The following is a 15,845-nucleotide window of genomic DNA, read 5'->3' on the forward strand; positions in this document are numbered from 1 at the left end:
GCGGGTAGGACCCGTGGTGACTCACGGCCTGGGACGGCCGCCGGACGGGGGACCCCCGCTCCGGCCGCCGTCCCGGCCGTCGTTACGCGGACGAGGGCGTCCGGCGGTGGCGACCGGCCCCGCGCCGCTCCGCATTCCTCAAGGAGACAGATGAGCAGCACGCCATCGGGCGATGGGGGCCAGGCGCCCCCCGCCGTTGAGCTGCGCGGGATCACCAAGCGTTTTCCCGGGGTCGTGGCCAACCACGACATCGACATCTCCGTGGCCCCCGGCACCGTGCACGCCATCGTCGGCGAGAACGGTGCGGGCAAGTCCACGCTGATGAAGACCCTGTACGGGATGCACCGTCCCGACGAGGGCACCATCGCCGTCAACGGCGTCCAGGTGAAGTTCAACTCGCCGTCCGACGCCATCAGGAACGGCATCGGCATGGTGCACCAGCACTTCATGCTCGCCGACAACCTCACCGTCCTGGAGAACGTGGTGCTGGGCGCCGAGCGCCTGCACGGCATCGGCTCCAAGGCGCGCACCGAGATCCTCCGCCTGTCCGGGCAGTACGGCCTCGGGGTCGACCCGGACCGCCTGATGGAGGAGCTGGGCGTCGGCGACCGCCAGCGGGTGGAGATCCTCAAGGTCCTCTACCGCGGCGCCCGCACCATCATCCTGGACGAGCCCACCGCCGTCCTGGTCCCGCAGGAGGTCGACGAGCTCTTCGACAACCTGCGCGAGCTCAAGAGCGAGGGCCTCACGGTCATCTTCATCTCGCACAAGCTCGACGAGGTGCTGTCCGTCGCCGACGAGATCACCGTGATCCGCCGCGGCACCACCGTGGCCACGGCCGACCCGCGCACCACCACCGCGCGGGAACTGGCCACGCTCATGGTGGGCGGCGAGCTGCCCGTCCCCGAGCTGCGCGAGTCCACGGTCACCGAGAACGTGGTCCTCTCCCTGGACGGGGTCACCGTGCGCGCCGCCGACGGCCGCGCCGTCGTCGAGGGCGTCACCCTCGACATCCACGAGGGCGAGATCGTCGGCATCGCCGGCGTCGAGGGCAACGGCCAGTCCGAGCTCATCGAGGCCATCATGGGCATGCGGCCGGTCGCCGGCGGCCGCATCCGGCTGGGCGGCGACGACGTCACCGGCTGGCACACCCTGAAGATCCGCGAGGCCGGGGTCGGCTACATCCCCGAGGACCGGCACCGCCACGGCGTGCTGCTGGAGTCCTCCCTGTGGGAGAACCGCATCCTGGGCCACCAGACCAAGCCGCCGAGCGTGCGCGGCCCCTGGATCGACAGGGCCGGGGCGCGCGCCGACGCCGAGCGCATCGTCGCCGAGTACGACGTGCGCACGCCCAACATCGACGTCATCGCCGACGCCCTGTCCGGCGGCAACCAGCAGAAGTTCATCATCGGCCGCGAGATGAGCGGGAACCCCCGCTTCCTCGTCGCCGCCCACCCCACCCGGGGTGTGGACGTCGGCGCACAGTCCGCGATCTGGGAGCAGCTGCGCGAGGCGCGCGCGGCGGGCCTCGCGGTGCTGCTGATCTCCGCCGACCTCGACGAGCTCATCGGCATGTCCGACACACTGCACGTCATCCTGCGCGGCCGCCTGGTCGCCCAGGCCGATCCGGCCACCGTCACCCCCGAGCAGCTCGGCTCCGCCATGACCGGCGCCACCCTCGGCGGCGACGGGGCCACCGACAGCACAGAAGGTGGCAGCGGTGACGACACCGCCGACCGGAACGGGGGTGGATCGTGACTGAGAAGAGCACCCGCCCCGGAACGTCCCGGGCACTGCTCCCGGCACTCCTCATCGCCCTGCTGGGCACGGGCGTCACCGCCGCCCTCGACACGGTGCTGCTGTGGTGGGCGGCACTGATCATCGGGGTCGTCCTGGCGTTCGCCGCGGTGGTCCTGGTGGACCGCCGGATCCCCGACGCCAGGCGGGCCGGCGCCGCGGGGACCAAGGAGGAGGGCACCACGCTGCACCGCACCCTGGTGGTCCCGACCGCCCTGGTGCTGTCGGTGGTCTCCGGCCTGCTGGTGGCCTGGTTCCTCGACCTGTCCCTGATCGAGCCGGTGGCCGCCGCCGTGGGCGCGCTGGTCGGCTCGGGCGCAGCCTTCCTGCTGTACCGCCGCCTGGCGGCGATGCTCGCGCTGTCCTTCGCCGCGGTGTTCGCCGCCGGGATCATCGCGATCGCCGTCACCGCGCTGGTGCTGTTCTTCAGCGGGATCGCCCCGGGCGCCACCTTCGCCCGGATGATCGAGTACGGCACCCGGCCCAACAGCCTGGTGCAGATCATCAACGACGGCACCACCTACTACCTGGCCGCCGTCGCCGTGGCGATCGGCTTCAAGATGAAGCTGTTCAACATCGGCGTCGACGGGCAGTACCGGCTCGCCGCCCTGCTGGCCGCCGCCGTCGGCGGCTGGCTGGTGCTGCCGCCGGTGCTGAGCCAGATCGTCATCATCCTGGTCGCCGTCGCGGTGGGCGGGGCCTGGGCCGGCATCGCCGGGTACCTCAAGGTCACGCGCGGCGTGTCCGAGGTCATCTCGACGATCATGCTCAACGCCATCGCCACCGGCATCACCGCCTACCTGCTGAACACCGACCGCCTCGCGGTGGAGATCAGCACGAACAACATCGGCACCCCGCCGCTGCCGGAGGGCTCCTGGGTGCCCGGCGTCCCGGCCCTGTTCCTCGGCTCGGAGCGGGAGATCTTCGGCCTGGTGTTCCTGGCGATCGCCGTGGGCATCGGCTACGCGGTGATGCTCAACCGCACCCGCTTCGGCTTCGAGCTGCGGGCCACCGGCCAGTCGCAGAGCGCCGCCGAGGCCAGCGGTGTCAACGTCAAGAAGATGGTGTTCCTGTCCATGCTCTTCTCGGGCATGGTCGCGGGCCTGGTGGGCATGCCCCAGCTGCTCGGGAGCTCCCACTACTACGCGCTGGACTTCCCGACCGGCATCGGCTTCATCGGCATCGCCATCGCGCTGCTGGGCCGCAACCACCCGGTGGGCATCGCCTTCGCGGCCCTGTTCTGGGCCTTCCTCAACCAGGCGGCGGGCATCCTGCCCTTCGACGGCATCCCGCAGGAGATCGCCGTCATCGCCCAGGCCACCATCGTCCTCACGGTCGTCGTGGTCTACGAGATCGTCCACCGCTGGGGCCGCCGGTACCAGCAGCAGCAGATCGGCAAGGAGCTCGGCACCACCGTCGCCGGGCCCGCCGAGGAGACCGTGCCGGCCGGCACGGCGTCCGACAGCGGTGACGCCACCGGGGACGACACCCCCGGCGGCGACCGCGGCGGGGAGGCGAAGTGAGCCAGGAACTCAACGTGATGGAGCCGGTGTCCGCACCCCCGGCCCGCTCCGGCGGCCGGTCGGTGTGGCGCCTGCTCAGCCTGTTCGGCGCGGTCCTGGTGGCCCTGGCGGGCCTGCGGGTCGTCACCGGCCAGGACATGCTCACCGACGCGGGCACCGTCCGCACCACCCTCACCTTCGCGGTGCCCATCGCCCTGGCCGCCCTGGGCGGCCTGTGGGCCGAGCGGGCGGGCGTCATCAACATCGGCCTCGAGGGCATGATGATCCTCGGGACCTGGTTCGGCGCGTACTTCGCGTGGTCGACCGGCAGCCCGTGGATCGGCCTCGCCGCCGGTGTGCTGGCCGGTATGGCGGGCGGCCTGCTGCACGCCGTCGCCACGGTCACCTTCGCCGTGGACCACATCGTGTCCGGTGTGGCGATCAACATCCTCATGCTCGGCGCGATGCGCTACCTGTCGATCCTGGTCTACGCCGACGTGCCCGGGGCCGGCGCCTCGCAGTCGCCCACCGCACCGCCCTTCCCGCAGCTGAGCCTGCCCGGGGTGGCGGACGCCCTGGGACCCGTCGCCGCCAGCGGGATCCCCGTGGTCGGCGACCTGGCGTCCCTGGTCATCGGCGTCACCACCCGGCTGTCGGCGCTGACGGTCATCGCGATCCTCATGATCCCGGTGACCTACCTGGTGCTGTGGAAGACCGCGTTCGGCCTGCGGCTGCGCTCGGTCGGTGAGAACCCCGACGCCGCCGAGTCCCTGGGCGTGCCCGTGTACACCTTCAAGTACATCGCGGTGATCATCTCCGGCGGCCTGGCCGGCATGGGCGGGGTGTTCCTCGCCGTCGTCGCCTCGCAGATCTACCAGGAGGGGCAGACCGGCGGCCGCGGCTACATCGGTCTGGCCGCGATGATCTTCGGCAACTGGCGGCCGGGAGGCCTGGCCATGGGCGCCGGGCTGTTCGGGTACACCGACGCCCTCCAGATCCGCGGCGGCGGCGCGGCGATCCACGCCCTGCTGCTCCTGCTGGCCGTGGTGCTGCTGCTGGTCGCCCTGTGGCAGGTCCGCCAGGACCGCAAGGGCCTGGCGATCGCCGGTGCGATCGCGGCCGTGCTGCTGCTGGTCTGGTACTTCACCACCGACTCGCTGCCCCGCGAGCTGGCCACCTACAGCCCGCACATCGCGACGCTGCTGGTGCTGTCGCTGGCCTCCCAGAGGCTGCGGCCGCCCGCCGGGGTCGGCAAGCAGTGGAGGGCGAGCCGGTCATGAGCACTGCGGAGGCCGTGGACTGGGAGGCGCTGCGCGGCGCCGCCCGGGAGGCCATGACCCGTGCCTACGCGCCGTACTCGCAGTACCCGGTGGGCGCGGCGGCGCTGGTCGACGACGGCCGCACCGTCAGCGGCTGCAACGTGGAGAACGCCTCCTACGGGGTGGGGCTGTGCGCCGAGTGCGGCCTGGTCAGCGCCCTGCACGCCACCGGCGGCGGCCGACTGGTCGCGTTCGCCTGCGTGGACGGCCAGGGGGCGACCCTCATGCCGTGCGGGCGCTGCCGCCAGCTGCTGTACGAGCACGGCGGGCCGGACCTGCTGGTGGACACCCCCGAGGGGATCCTGACCATGGACCGCGTCCTGCCGCAGGCCTTCGGTCCGCACAACCTGGCCTGAGAACCAAGAGAACAGGCACCATCCCTCTCCCCGGTCGCCGCCCGAACGGCGGCGGCCGGGGAGACCCGTTTTCTCCCGGAAGGAATGACATGGACGTCATCGAGATCATCCGCGCCAAACGCGACGGGGGAGAGCTCACTCCGGAGCAGATCGACTGGGTGATCGACGCCTACACCCGCGGCGCGGTCGCCGAGGAGCAGATGTCGGCGCTGGCCATGGCGATCTTCCTGCGCGGCATGAACCGCGCCGAGGTGTCCCGGTGGACCGAGGCGATGCTGGCCTCCGGCGCCCGGCTCGACTTCTCCGACCTGGACCGGCCCACCACCGACAAGCACTCCACCGGGGGCGTGGGCGACAAGATCACGCTGCCGCTCACCCCCACCGTCGCCGCCTGCGGCGCGGCGGTGCCCCAGCTGTCCGGCCGGGGCCTGGGGCACACCGGCGGCACCCTGGACAAGCTGGAGTCCATCCCGGGCTGGCGGGCCGCCCTGAGCACCGACGAGATGCGGTCCGTGCTCGCCGACACCGGCGGGGTGATCTGCGCGGCCGGCGAGGGGCTGGCCCCGGCCGACCGCAAGCTGTACGCGCTGCGCGACGTCACCGGGACCGTGGAGTCGATCCCGCTGATCTCGGCCTCCATCATGAGCAAGAAGCTCGCGGAGGGCACCGGCGCCCTGGTGCTGGACGTCAAGGCGGGGTCGGGGGCGTTCATGAAGGACGTCGACTCGGCCCGCGAGCTGGCCCGCACCATGGTGGACATCGGCACCGACCACGGGGTGCGCACGGTCGCGCTCATCACGGACATGTCCGTGCCGCTGGGGCGCCAGGTGGGCAACGCCCTGGAGGTCGCCGAGTCCGTGGAGGTGCTCTCCGGGGGCGGCCCGGCCGACGTGGTGGAGCTGACCGTGGCCCTGGCCCGGGAGATGCTCGCCGCCGCGGGGCTCACCCCGGGCGAGAACGGGGTCAAGGACCCCGCCGAGGCGCTCCGGGACGGCAGTGCCCTGGAGTCGTGGAAGCGGCTGATCCGCGCCCAGGGCGGCGACCCGGACGCCCCGCTGCCGCAGGCGGCCGAGCGCCGCACCGTGCTCGCCCCGGCCTCGGGCGTGCTCACCCGCCTGGACGCCTACCAGGTGGGCCTGGCCGCCTGGCGCCTGGGGGCGGGCCGCGCCCGCAAGGAGGACGCGGTGTCCTTCGGTGCGGGCGTGACCCTGCACGCCAAGCCGGGGGAGGCGGTCTCGGCCGGCGAGCCGCTGTTCACCCTGCACGCGGACGAGCCGGAGCGCTTCGAGCGCGGCGCGGCCGCGCTGGAGGGCGCCTTCGACATCGACCCGGACGGCGTCTTCGAGCCGGGCCCGATCGTCATCGACCGCATCGCCTGACCGCCGTGCACGCCGCGGGGCGGGAGCCGGGACCCCCGGCGCCCGCCCCGCGGGGAGAACGGGTCAGGAGCCCAGGGAGAACGTGCGGACCTCGGTGTCCACGGGCTCGCCCTCGCCGTGCAGGCGTACCACCTCGAACGGCACGTCCACCAGCAGGTTGCCGTCGTCCCAGGTGAGCGGCCCGCGCGGGCCGACGTAGGCGATGTCCTGCCCGGCGCGGACACGGGCCACACAGTCCTCGTACCCGGTGCACTCCCGGCCGCCCGCGCTCACCGCGGGCATCCGGGCGGCGACCTCGGCGGGCTCGACCGAGCCCGCGGCCTCGGCGGCCAGGGCGACCAGGTTCACGCAGTCGTACAGCGCGGCCGTCACCCCGCCGAACTGGGCGGCGTAGGACATGTCCCCGCTGTCGGAGGAGCCCCACTCGATCTCCGGGAAGCGCTCGCCGCCCGAGTGGTGGCGGACCACGGTCGACCCGGCCGGGCCGAGGGAGTCCAGCGGGGCGGTCGGGTTCGCGACGAGCGGGAGGCCGGGGAGGTAGACGCCCTCGGCCGGAAGGCCCTCGTCCATCAGGGGTTCGGTGACCACCACGGCGGTCGGCTCCAAGGGGATGACGGCGTCCGCCCCCTCCTCCAGCAGCTCCGCCGCCCCGACCCCGTCGGACGACGGGTCCGCCATGGCCCGCAGGAGGTCCACTCCGACGACCTCGACGCCGTGGGCCTGTGCCTCGGCGGTGATGGCGTCCAGCCAGACCTCGCTGCCCGGCGTGTGCGGCACCACGATCTTCTCGCGGCCGTCCTCGGCGGCCAGCCGGACCAGCGCCCGCACCATCTGGTCCTGGCCCGGGATCGCGGAGAAGTACAGGCCGTCCCCGAAGCCCGGTGTCGTGGTGTAGGGCTCGGCGTTGCCGCAGTAGAGGGTGCCCGCCTCGAGCAGCCCCGGGAGGAGCTGTTCGCCGCCCATCGCGTGGGAGCCCAGCACGGCGTCCAGGTCGGCGCCCAGCAGGTCCCCGGCGTCCTCCGACGCGATCGGGGCGGCCACCTCGTGGCCGAGTACGCCGCCGACGGCGTTGATCTCCTCCAGGGCGAGGGCGATGGCCTCCTGCTTGGGTCCCGTGCTGCCCTCGACGGAGAACAGGCCCAGGGCCAGGGGCTCGGGGGAGACCGCCAGGGGGTCGCCGACCGACGGGGTGCGCAGCCAGTAGGCCGCGCCCGCGGCGGCGCCCATGAGGACGACGGCCAGGGCCACCGCGCCGATGACCAGCGGGCGCCGGTTCGGCGCCTTCGGCGCGGCGGGCGCGGGTGTCTCGGGCGGGGGAGGGGAGGGGTGGTCATGGTTCTCCGAAGGGGGAATGGGGATGTCGGCGGCGGGTGCCGCCGTGGTCGGTCCGGCAGGCCGGAGGCCGGGTCCGGGCCGGGGGCGTGGAGCCGCTCCGCCGGGGTGTCCGGGCGGGTGTTCCCGCCGATGTGGAGCCGGGCAGGCCCTCGGCAGGGGTCACCGCGCCGGTGCCGAAGGGGCCTGCGCGGGACGGCCCGCGCGGAGGGGCCGCGAGGGCGTCCTCTCGGGGGCAGTCCGGTGCGCAGGGCGGGGGTGGTTCGCACGGCGGGGCCACGAGGGCGCCGTCCCCTGGGGGTCCGTCCGGTGTGCGGGGCGGGGCCGGCCAGCGCGGCGGGTCCGCGGAGATGCCCCCGTGGAGCCCACCTGGTGCGGAGGGCAGGGGCAGTTCGCGCGGCGGGTCCGCAGAGGTGCCCCCGCGGAGCCCACCTTGTGCGGAGGGCGGGGCCGGTCCGCATGGCGGGGTTGCGAGGGCGCTCCCTGGGCGGTCCATGCGGGCCGCGTGGACGCGGACGGGCGCGGCCTCCTCGCCGGTGACGGGGCCGTTCTCCTCGCATGGCCCGGGGGTGCGTACCCGAAGGCAGGAGATCCGGGCGGACCCTCGGGGGAGGAGGGCGGGGCCGACCCGTCGGTGAGGGCCCGGGCGGCACCGGTGCGGCCGGTGGCGGGGGAGCGGACCGGGGCCGTACCGGCGGCGGCCATGACGGTGAGGGGGGAGGCGGCGCGGGCACCGGCCGGGGGCCGGGGGTGGCGCGCCGGGGAGGGGGATGCCAAGGGGGATGGTCTCCGGGGCACGGGAGAAGGCGGCCTTTATGTGGCTTATGCCTTGCTTGTCAGGGTTTGCGCATCCTAACAGTCCCGTCCCCCGGCAGGCCCGTCAGATCCGGCCCGCCGCGATGACGTAGGTGACGATGGCCAGGACCACGAACAGGCCGCCGGCCAGCACCGTCGCCGAGGACAGCCAGCGCGCCCAGGGGCGGGTCGTCGCCCGGCCCAGGAACAGCGACAGCGACGCCGTCAGCACGGTCAGCACGCCGAGCCCGCCGTAGGCGAGCAGGTCGGCGTTGACGGAGGCCAGGTGGCCCTCGGTCTCCAGCGTGACGTCGGTGAAGGCGAACCGGCCGAAGAGCTCGAACAGGCGCTGCCCGGTCGCCGCCGGTGCGAGCAGCAGCAGGGAGGCCAGGGCGAAGGTCTCGGCCGACAGGACACCCGGCGCGGTCGCCGCGCGCCCGGCGTCCAGGAAGGCGTCGGCGGCCGGGGCGTTCGCCTCGGGGGCGTCGTCGGCGGGGGCGGCCGCGGCGGGGGTGTCGTCGGAGGCGGCGTCGTCGGCGGGGGTGGTGTTCTCGGAGGTGCTCACCCGGACAAAATATCCGCTCGCTCCCCGGTTCCCCGAGGGTGATAACCCACGCTCCGTGGCCGGTTCCGGCCATATCGTGATGAAAAGCGCGATAACAGAAAAACAATCACGAGTGCTTGTTTTTTCATGTGTCCGGTGTCACTCTCATCACCATGACCGATACGCCCTCGCTGTGGGTCGGCAACGCCTCCGGTTTCTACGGGGACCGCCTCTCCGCCGTCCACGAGATGATCACCGGAGGACCGGTCGACGTCCTCACCGGTGACTACCTGGCCGAACTCACCATGGCCATCCTCGGCCGGGACCAGCTCGCCGACCCCGGCCGCGGCTACGCCAGGACCTTCCTGCGGCAGATGCGCGAGAGCCTCGCCCTCATCCTGGAGCGCCGCATCAGGGTCGTCACCAACGCGGGCGGCCTCAACCCCCAGGGCCTGGCGGACCGGCTCACCGAGCTCGCCGAATCCCTCGGCTTCGACCCCCGCATCGCCTACGTCACCGGCGACGACCTGCTGCACCGCGCCGAGGAGCTGGGCCTGGACGGACCCCTCACCGCCAACGCCTACCTGGGCGCGTTCGGCATCGCCGCCTGCCTGGACGCCGGGGCCGACATCGTCGTCACCGGCCGGGTCACCGACGCCTCCCTCGCCGTCGGCCCCGCCATCTCCCACTTCGGCTGGACCCGCGACGACCTCGACGCCCTGGCCGGGGCCACCGTCGCCGGGCACGTGATCGAATGCGGCGCCCAGGCCACCGGCGGCAACTACGCCTTCGCCGGCGAGCTGCGCCGCGAGGGGTACGACATGGACCGGCCCGGCTTCCCGGTCGCCGAGATCCACGCCGACGGCTCCGCGGTCATCACCAAGCACCCCGGCACCGGCGGAGCCGTCACCACCGGCACCGTCACCGCCCAGCTGGTGTACGAGATCGCCGGGGCCCGCTACCCGGGCCCCGACGTCACCGCCCGCCTGGACACCGTCCGCCTGGAACAGGAGGGCCCCGACCGGGTGCGCCTGTCCGGGGTCCGCGGGGAGGCCCCGCCGCCCGACCTCAAGGTCGGCCTCACCGGCCTCACCGGCTTCCGCAACGAGGTCGACCTGCTCATCACCGGCCTGGACGCCCGGGAGAAGGCCGCCTGGGCCGAGCGCCAGCTGCGCGCCGCCCTGGCACGGCGCCGCCCCGAGGAGCTGGACTTCGAGTTCGTCCCCGCCGCCGACCCCCACGGCGACACCCAGGACGCGGCCACCGCCCGGCTGCGCGTCACCGCCCGCGACCACGACCCCGCGGTCGTCGGCCGCCCCTTCGGGGCCGCCGCCGTGGAACTGGCGCTGGCGGGCTACGCCGGGTTCCACCTCACCTCCCCGCCGCGCGACGCCCGCCCCGACGGGGTGATCGCGAGCCACGCGTTCGTGCCCGCCGCCGAGGTCGAGCACACCGCGATCCTGCCCGACGGCGACCGCCTCGTCATCGCCCCTCCGAAGACCACCCGGCCGCTGGAGGAGGTGCCCGAGCCCCCGCTGCCGCCGCCGCTGCCCGAGGGGCCCGTGCGCGAGGCCCCGCTGGGGCTGGTCCTGGGCGCCCGCAGCGGCGACAAGGGCGCCGACGCCAACCTCGGCGTCTGGGCCCGCGACGACGAGGGCTGGCGCTGGCTGGCCCACCGGCTCACCGTCGACCTGCTGCGCGAGCTGCTCCCCGAGACCGCCGGCCTCGAGGTCACCCGCCACCTGCTGCCGCACCTGCGCGCCGCCAACTTCTGGATCGAGGGCATGCTCGCCCCCGGCACCGCCCGCCGCGGGGGACCGGACCCGCAGGCCAAGGGCCTGGGCGAGTGGCTGCGCGCCCGCCGCCTGCCGCTCCCGGAGTCCCTTCTGCCCGCACCCGGGGAGGCCCGCCCGTGACCGTGCTCGACAGCAGGATCGACACCGGGTCCGCGGAGTTCGCCCGGGCCCGCGAGGCCATGCTCGGCAAGCTCGCCGAGATCGACGCCGAACACGCCAAGGCGCTGGCCGGGGGCGGCGACAGGTACGTCGAGCGCCACCGCTCCCGCGGCAAGCTCACCGCCCGGGAGCGCGTCGAACTCCTCCTCGACGAGGGCTCGCCCTTCCTGGAGCTGTCGCCGCTGGCGGGCTGGGGCAGCGAGTACACCGTCGGCGCGAGCCTGATCACCGGCGTCGGCGTGGTCTCGGGGGTCGAGTGCGTCATCGTCGCCAACGACCCCACCGTCCGCGGCGGCGCCAGCAACCCCTGGACGCTCAAGAAGTCCCACCGGGCCGGGGAGATCGCCGCGCAGAACCGGATGCCGATGATCAGCCTGGTGGAGTCCGGCGGCGCCGACCTGCCCTCCCAGAAGGAGATCTTCATCCCCGGCGGGCGCACCTTCCGCGACCTCACCCGGCTGTCCGCCGAGGGGATCCCCACCGTCGCGCTGGTGTTCGGCAACTCCACCGCGGGCGGCGCCTACATCCCCGGCATGAGCGACCACGTCGTCATGGTCCGCGACCGCGCCAAGGTGTTCCTCGGCGGCCCGCCCCTGGTCAAGGCCGCCACCGGGGAGGAGAGCGACGACGAGTCGCTGGGCGGCGCCCGCATGCACGCCGAGGTGTCCGGCCTGGCCGACCACCTCGCCCGGGACGAGCACGACGCCCTGCGCATCGGCCGCCGCATCGTCGCCCGGCTGGGCCACCGCAAGGCCGGGCCCGCGCCCGCCGCCGGTGCCCGCGAACCGCTCCACCCGGTCGAGGACCTCATCGGCGTCATGCCGCCCGACCTCAAGGTCCCCGTCGACCCCCGCGAGATCATCGCCCGCATCGTCGACGGCTCGGAATTCGACGAGTTCAAGCCCGCCTACGGCGGCGGGCTGGTCACCGGCTGGGCCGACCTGCACGGGTACCCGGTCGGTATCCTCGCCAACGCCAACGGGGTGCTGTTCAGCGCCGAGGCGCACAAGGCCACCCAGTTCATCCAGCTCGCCAACCGGGCCCACACCCCGCTGGTGTTCCTGCACAACACCACCGGCTACATGGTCGGCCGCGAGTACGAGCAGGGCGGCATCATCAAGCACGGCTCGATGATGATCAACGCCGTCTCCAACAGCACCGTCCCCCACTTCTCGGTGCTGGTCGGCGCCTCCTACGGGGCCGGCCACTACGGCATGTGCGGCCGCGCCTACGACCCCAGGTTCCTGTTCGCCTGGCCCAGCGCCCGCTCCGCCGTCATGGGCCCCCGCCAGCTCGCCGAGGTGCTGTCGATCGTCGCCCGCCAGTCCGCGGCCCGCAAGGGGCAGCCCTACGACGAGGAGCAGGACGCCCTGGTCCGGCAGATGGTCGAGGGGCAGATCGAGGCCGAGTCCCTGCCCCTGCTCCTGTCCGGGCGGGTCTACGACGACGGCGTCATCGACCCCCGCGACACCCGCACCGTCCTGGGACTGTGCCTGTCCTTCGCCCACAACGCCCCGGTGCGCGGCACCGACCGCTTCGGCGTCTTCCGAATGTGAGGGCACCCGTGACCACCACTCCGACCGAGCACCCCCGCCCCGTCACGACCCTGCTGGTCGCCAACCGCGGCGAGATCGCGCGCCGCGTCATGCGCACCTGCCGCACCCTGGGCATCGGCATCGTCGCCGTGCACGCCCCCGGGGAGGAGGCCGCCGCCCACGTCGCCGAGGCCGACACCGCCGTCCCCCTCCCGGTCCCCGCCGGGGGCGGGCCCGTGGACGCCTACCTCGACCCCGGCGCGATCGTGGCCGCGGCCCGCACCGCCGGGGCCGACGCCGTCCACCCCGGCTACGGGTTCCTGTCCGAGAACCCCGCCCTGGCCCGCGCCGTCACCGCCGCCGGGCTCACCTGGGTGGGGCCCGGCGCCGACGCCATCGAGGGCATGGGCTCCAAGACCCGCGCCAAGGAGACCGCCCGCGCGGCGGGGGTCCCCGTCGCCGCCTCCCTGGACCCCGCCGACGTGCGCGCCGAGGACCTGCCCGTCCTGGTCAAGGCCTCCGCCGGCGGCGGGGGCCGGGGCATGCGCGTGGTCCGCGACCTCGCCGACCTGCCCGCCGAGGCGCGGGCCGCCCGCGCCGAGGCCGCCGCCGCGTTCGGCGACCCGGAGGTGTTCTGCGAGCCGTACGTGGAGCGCGGGCGCCACATCGAGGTGCAGATCCTCGCGGACGCCCACGGCACCGTGTGGGCCGTCGGCGAACGCGACTGCTCGGTGCAGCGCCGCCACCAGAAGGTGGTCGAGGAGGCCCCCGCCCCGGGGCTGCCCGAGGACGTGCGCCGCGGACTGCACGAGGCCGCCCGCGGCCTGGCCCGCGCCATCGGCTACGTCGGCGCGGGGACCGCCGAGTTCCTCGTCCCGGTCCGTCCGCCCGGCGAAGGGGGCGGCGGCGCGTTCGGCACGCCCGTGTTCCTGGAGATGAACACCCGGCTCCAGGTCGAGCACCCCGTCACCGAATGCGTCACCGGGCTGGACCTGGTCGAATGGCAGATCCGGATCGCGGAGGGCGAGCCGCTGCCCGACGGCGGCCCGCCCCCGCCCGCCGGCCACGCCGTCGAGGTCCGCCTCTACGCCGAGGACCCGCGGCAGGGGTGGCGGCCGCGCACCGGCGTGCTCACCGCGTTCGAGGTCCCCGCCGCCACCGCGCGCTTCGACCGGCCCGCGGGCCCCGGCGTGCGCCTGGACTCCGGGGTGGAGGCCGGGGACGCCGTCGGCACGGACTTCGACCCCATGCTCGCCAAGGTCGTCGCCCACGGCCGCGACCGCCGCGACGCCCTGCGCCGCCTGGCCGCGGCCCTGGCCGGCGCCCGCGTCCACGGCGTGGGCACCAACCGCGACCTGCTCGTGCGCGTCCTGCGCCACCCGGTGTTCGCCCGGGCCGCCGAACACCCCTGGGAACTGCACACCGGCTTCCTCACCGGGGACCGCCTCACCGCGCTGGCCACCCCGCTGGCCGCCCCCGACACCGAGGAGCTCGCCGCCCTCGCCGCGGCCCTGGTCGGCGCCGAGGCGTCCCGCGGGAGCGGGCCCCTGCCCGCCGGGATCCCCGCGTACTGGCGCAACCTGCCCTCCGGGGCGCACCTGCGCCGCTACACCACCGACGACGGGCGCGAGGTCACCGCGGCCCACCGCACCGTCCGCGGCGCCCCCGTCCCCGAACGGCCCGGCGTGCGCGTCCGGTCGGTCACCGCCGACCGGGCCGCCCCCGCCGCGGCCACCGCCGGCCGGGCCGTCCTGGAGGTGGACGGGCTGGTGCGCGCCTTCGACGTCCACGGCTCCGGCGACCGGATCCACGTCGACACCCCGCACGGGTCGGTCGCCCTCACCCGCGTCGACCCCCTGCCCGTCCCCGAGGCCGCCGTCAACCCCGGGGCGCTGCCCGCGCCCATGCCGGGCACCGTCACCTCCGTCGACGTCGCGGCGGGGGAGAAGGTCCGCGCGGGACAGACCCTGCTGCGGATGGAGGCCATGAAGATGGAGCACCGCATCACCGCGCCCGCCGCCGGAGCCGTCCGGGAGATCCCGGTCGCCCCGGGGGAGCGGGTCGCCGCCGGAACCCCCCTGGCCGTACTCGACTACGAAGGGCAGCACAGCCGATGACCGGAGCCATGACCTTCAACGAACCCCCCGAGCGCGTCGAACTGCGAGCCGTGGTCTCCGCGTTCGCCGGCGGCTACGGGTCCGCGTACTACCGGGCCAAGGCCAAGGAGGACGCCTACCTCACCGAGCTGTGGAGGGAGGCGGGCAAGCTCGGCTACCTCGGCGTCAACCTCCCCGAGGAGTACGGCGGCGGGGGCGGCGGTATCGGCGACCTGGCCGCCGTCCTGGAGGAGCTCAGCGCCGCCGGGTGCCCGACCCTCATGATGGTCGTGTCCCCGGCCATCTGCGGCACCGTCCTGTCCCGCTTCGGCACCCCCGGCCAGCGCGAGCGCTGGCTGCCCGGGATCGCCACCGGCGAGACCATCATGGCCTTCGCCATCACCGAACCCGACGCCGGGTCCAACTCCCACCGGATCACCACCACCGCCCGCCGCGAGGGCGACCAATGGGTCCTCAACGGGCGCAAGACCTTCATCTCCGGGGTGGACGTCGCCGACGCGGTCCTCGTGGTGGGCCGCATCCAGGACGAGGACACCGGCAGGCTCTCCGCCGCCCTGTTCGTGGTGCCCACCGACACCCCCGGGTTCGAGAAGCACCGCATCGAGATGGACCTGGTCAGCCCCGACCACCAGTACCAGCTGTTCCTCGACGACGTCCGGCTGCCCGCCGACGCCCTGGTCGGCGACCCCGACGCCGGGCTCCTGCAGCTGTTCGCCGGACTCAACCCCGAACGCATCATGGCCGCCTCCCTGGCCGCCGGCAGCGCCCGGCACGCCCTCGACAAGGCCGTGGCCTACGCCAAGGAGCGCACCGTGTGGCGGAACACCCCCATCGGCGCCCACCAGGGCCTGGCCCACCCCCTCGCCCAGGTGAAGATCGAGCTGGAACAGGCCCGGCTGATGACCCAGCACGCCGCGTTCCGTTACGATTCCGGCGACGACGCGGGGGCGGGCGAGGCGGCCAACATGGCCAAGTACGCCGCGGCGGAGGCGTGCGTGCGGGCCATCGACCAGGCCGTGCAGACCCTCGGCGGCAACGGCCTGGCCAGCGAGTACGGGCTGGGGTCGGCGATCGCCAGCGCCCGCCTGGCGCGGATCGCCCCGGTCAGCCGGGAGATGGTCCTCAACTACGTGGCGCAGCAGTCCCTGGGGCTGCCCAAGTCGTACTGATTCGGGTGCGGGCGCCCGGGGCCGGGCGTCCGCACGGTGGTGAGC

At 74.3% G+C, this 15,845-nt stretch carries 11 protein-coding genes; 9 read left to right on the forward strand and 2 right to left on the reverse strand.

The features are described 5' to 3' along the window. The first annotated feature begins 150 nt into the window (after window positions 1–150). From K1J57_RS18455 to K1J57_RS18475, 5 genes are all read left to right on the forward strand, one after another. Complete coding sequence (locus K1J57_RS18455) at window positions 151–1,758, forward strand: ABC transporter ATP-binding protein (protein WP_220559800.1); 1,608 nt, start codon at window positions 151–153, stop codon at window positions 1,756–1,758. Next, entirely contained in the window at window positions 1,755–3,320 is a 1,566-nt protein-coding gene (locus tag K1J57_RS18460; RefSeq protein WP_220559801.1) for an ABC transporter permease, read from the forward strand. Before K1J57_RS18455 ends, K1J57_RS18460 begins: the two co-directional genes overlap by 4 nt. Next, on the forward strand, window positions 3,317–4,579 hold the full coding sequence (locus tag K1J57_RS18465; protein ID WP_220559802.1) for an ABC transporter permease: 1,263 nt from the start codon (window positions 3,317–3,319) through the stop codon (window positions 4,577–4,579). The genes K1J57_RS18460 and K1J57_RS18465 overlap by 4 nt, the downstream gene beginning before the upstream one ends. Next, window positions 4,558–4,974, forward strand: coding sequence for a cytidine deaminase (locus K1J57_RS18470; RefSeq protein ID WP_220559803.1), 417 nt, complete (start codon window positions 4,558–4,560; stop codon window positions 4,972–4,974). Before K1J57_RS18465 ends, K1J57_RS18470 begins: the two co-directional genes overlap by 22 nt. Window positions 4,975–5,063: 89 nt before the next feature. Next, window positions 5,064–6,353, forward strand: coding sequence for a thymidine phosphorylase (locus tag K1J57_RS18475; protein ID WP_220559804.1), 1,290 nt, complete (start codon window positions 5,064–5,066; stop codon window positions 6,351–6,353). Window positions 6,354–6,416: 63 nt separating this feature from the next. Here K1J57_RS18475 and K1J57_RS18480 read toward each other — a convergent pair whose 3' ends face one another. Continuing rightward, the gene (locus K1J57_RS18480; RefSeq protein ID WP_220559805.1) at window positions 6,417–7,601 is read right to left on the reverse strand and encodes an ABC transporter substrate-binding protein; all 1,185 of its coding nucleotides are present in this window, start codon (window positions 7,599–7,601) and stop codon (window positions 6,417–6,419) included. Between the two features lie 964 nt (window positions 7,602–8,565). Continuing rightward, window positions 8,566–9,045 carry a hypothetical protein gene (locus K1J57_RS18485; protein WP_220559806.1) on the reverse strand — a complete coding sequence of 160 codons (480 nt, stop codon included), beginning with the start codon at window positions 9,043–9,045 and terminating at the stop codon, window positions 8,566–8,568. 152 nt (window positions 9,046–9,197) lie between these two features. On the opposite strand from K1J57_RS18485, the gene K1J57_RS18490 reads away from it, so the two are divergent. Genes K1J57_RS18490 through K1J57_RS18505 form a run of 4 tightly spaced genes read left to right on the forward strand, consistent with a single transcriptional unit; the run spans window position 9,198 to window position 15,800 of the window. Next, the gene (locus tag K1J57_RS18490; RefSeq protein WP_370634441.1) at window positions 9,198–10,940 is read left to right on the forward strand and encodes an acyclic terpene utilization AtuA family protein; all 1,743 of its coding nucleotides are present in this window, start codon (window positions 9,198–9,200) and stop codon (window positions 10,938–10,940) included. Next, window positions 10,937–12,535 carry an acyl-CoA carboxylase subunit beta gene (locus K1J57_RS18495; protein WP_220559809.1) on the forward strand — a complete coding sequence of 533 codons (1,599 nt, stop codon included), beginning with the start codon at window positions 10,937–10,939 and terminating at the stop codon, window positions 12,533–12,535. Before K1J57_RS18490 ends, K1J57_RS18495 begins: the two co-directional genes overlap by 4 nt. An 8-nt stretch (window positions 12,536–12,543) precedes the next feature. Further along, the gene (locus K1J57_RS18500; RefSeq protein ID WP_370634443.1) at window positions 12,544–14,631 is read left to right on the forward strand and encodes a biotin carboxylase N-terminal domain-containing protein; all 2,088 of its coding nucleotides are present in this window, start codon (window positions 12,544–12,546) and stop codon (window positions 14,629–14,631) included. Then, a complete protein-coding gene (locus K1J57_RS18505; RefSeq protein WP_220559810.1) occupies window positions 14,628–15,800 on the forward strand; it encodes an acyl-CoA dehydrogenase family protein in 1,173 nt (390 codons plus the stop codon). Before K1J57_RS18500 ends, K1J57_RS18505 begins: the two co-directional genes overlap by 4 nt. Window positions 15,801–15,845: the final 45 nt, after the last annotated feature.

The sequence above is a fragment of the Nocardiopsis sp. MT53 genome, from assembly GCF_019598965.1.
In the GTDB taxonomy this organism is placed as follows: domain Bacteria; phylum Actinomycetota; class Actinomycetes; order Streptosporangiales; family Streptosporangiaceae; genus Nocardiopsis; species Nocardiopsis changdeensis.

Coding starts and splice junctions, on each gene's coding strand:
- K1J57_RS18490 (WP_370634441.1), top strand. CDS start 9,198: ATGACCGATACGCCCTCGCTGTGGGTCGGCAACGCCTCCGGTTTCTAC.
- K1J57_RS18505 (WP_220559810.1), top strand. CDS start 14,628: ATGACCGGAGCCATGACCTTCAACGAACCCCCCGAGCGCGTCGAACTG.
- K1J57_RS18475 (WP_220559804.1), top strand. CDS start 5,064: ATGGACGTCATCGAGATCATCCGCGCCAAACGCGACGGGGGAGAGCTC.
- K1J57_RS18455 (WP_220559800.1), top strand. CDS start 151: ATGAGCAGCACGCCATCGGGCGATGGGGGCCAGGCGCCCCCCGCCGTT.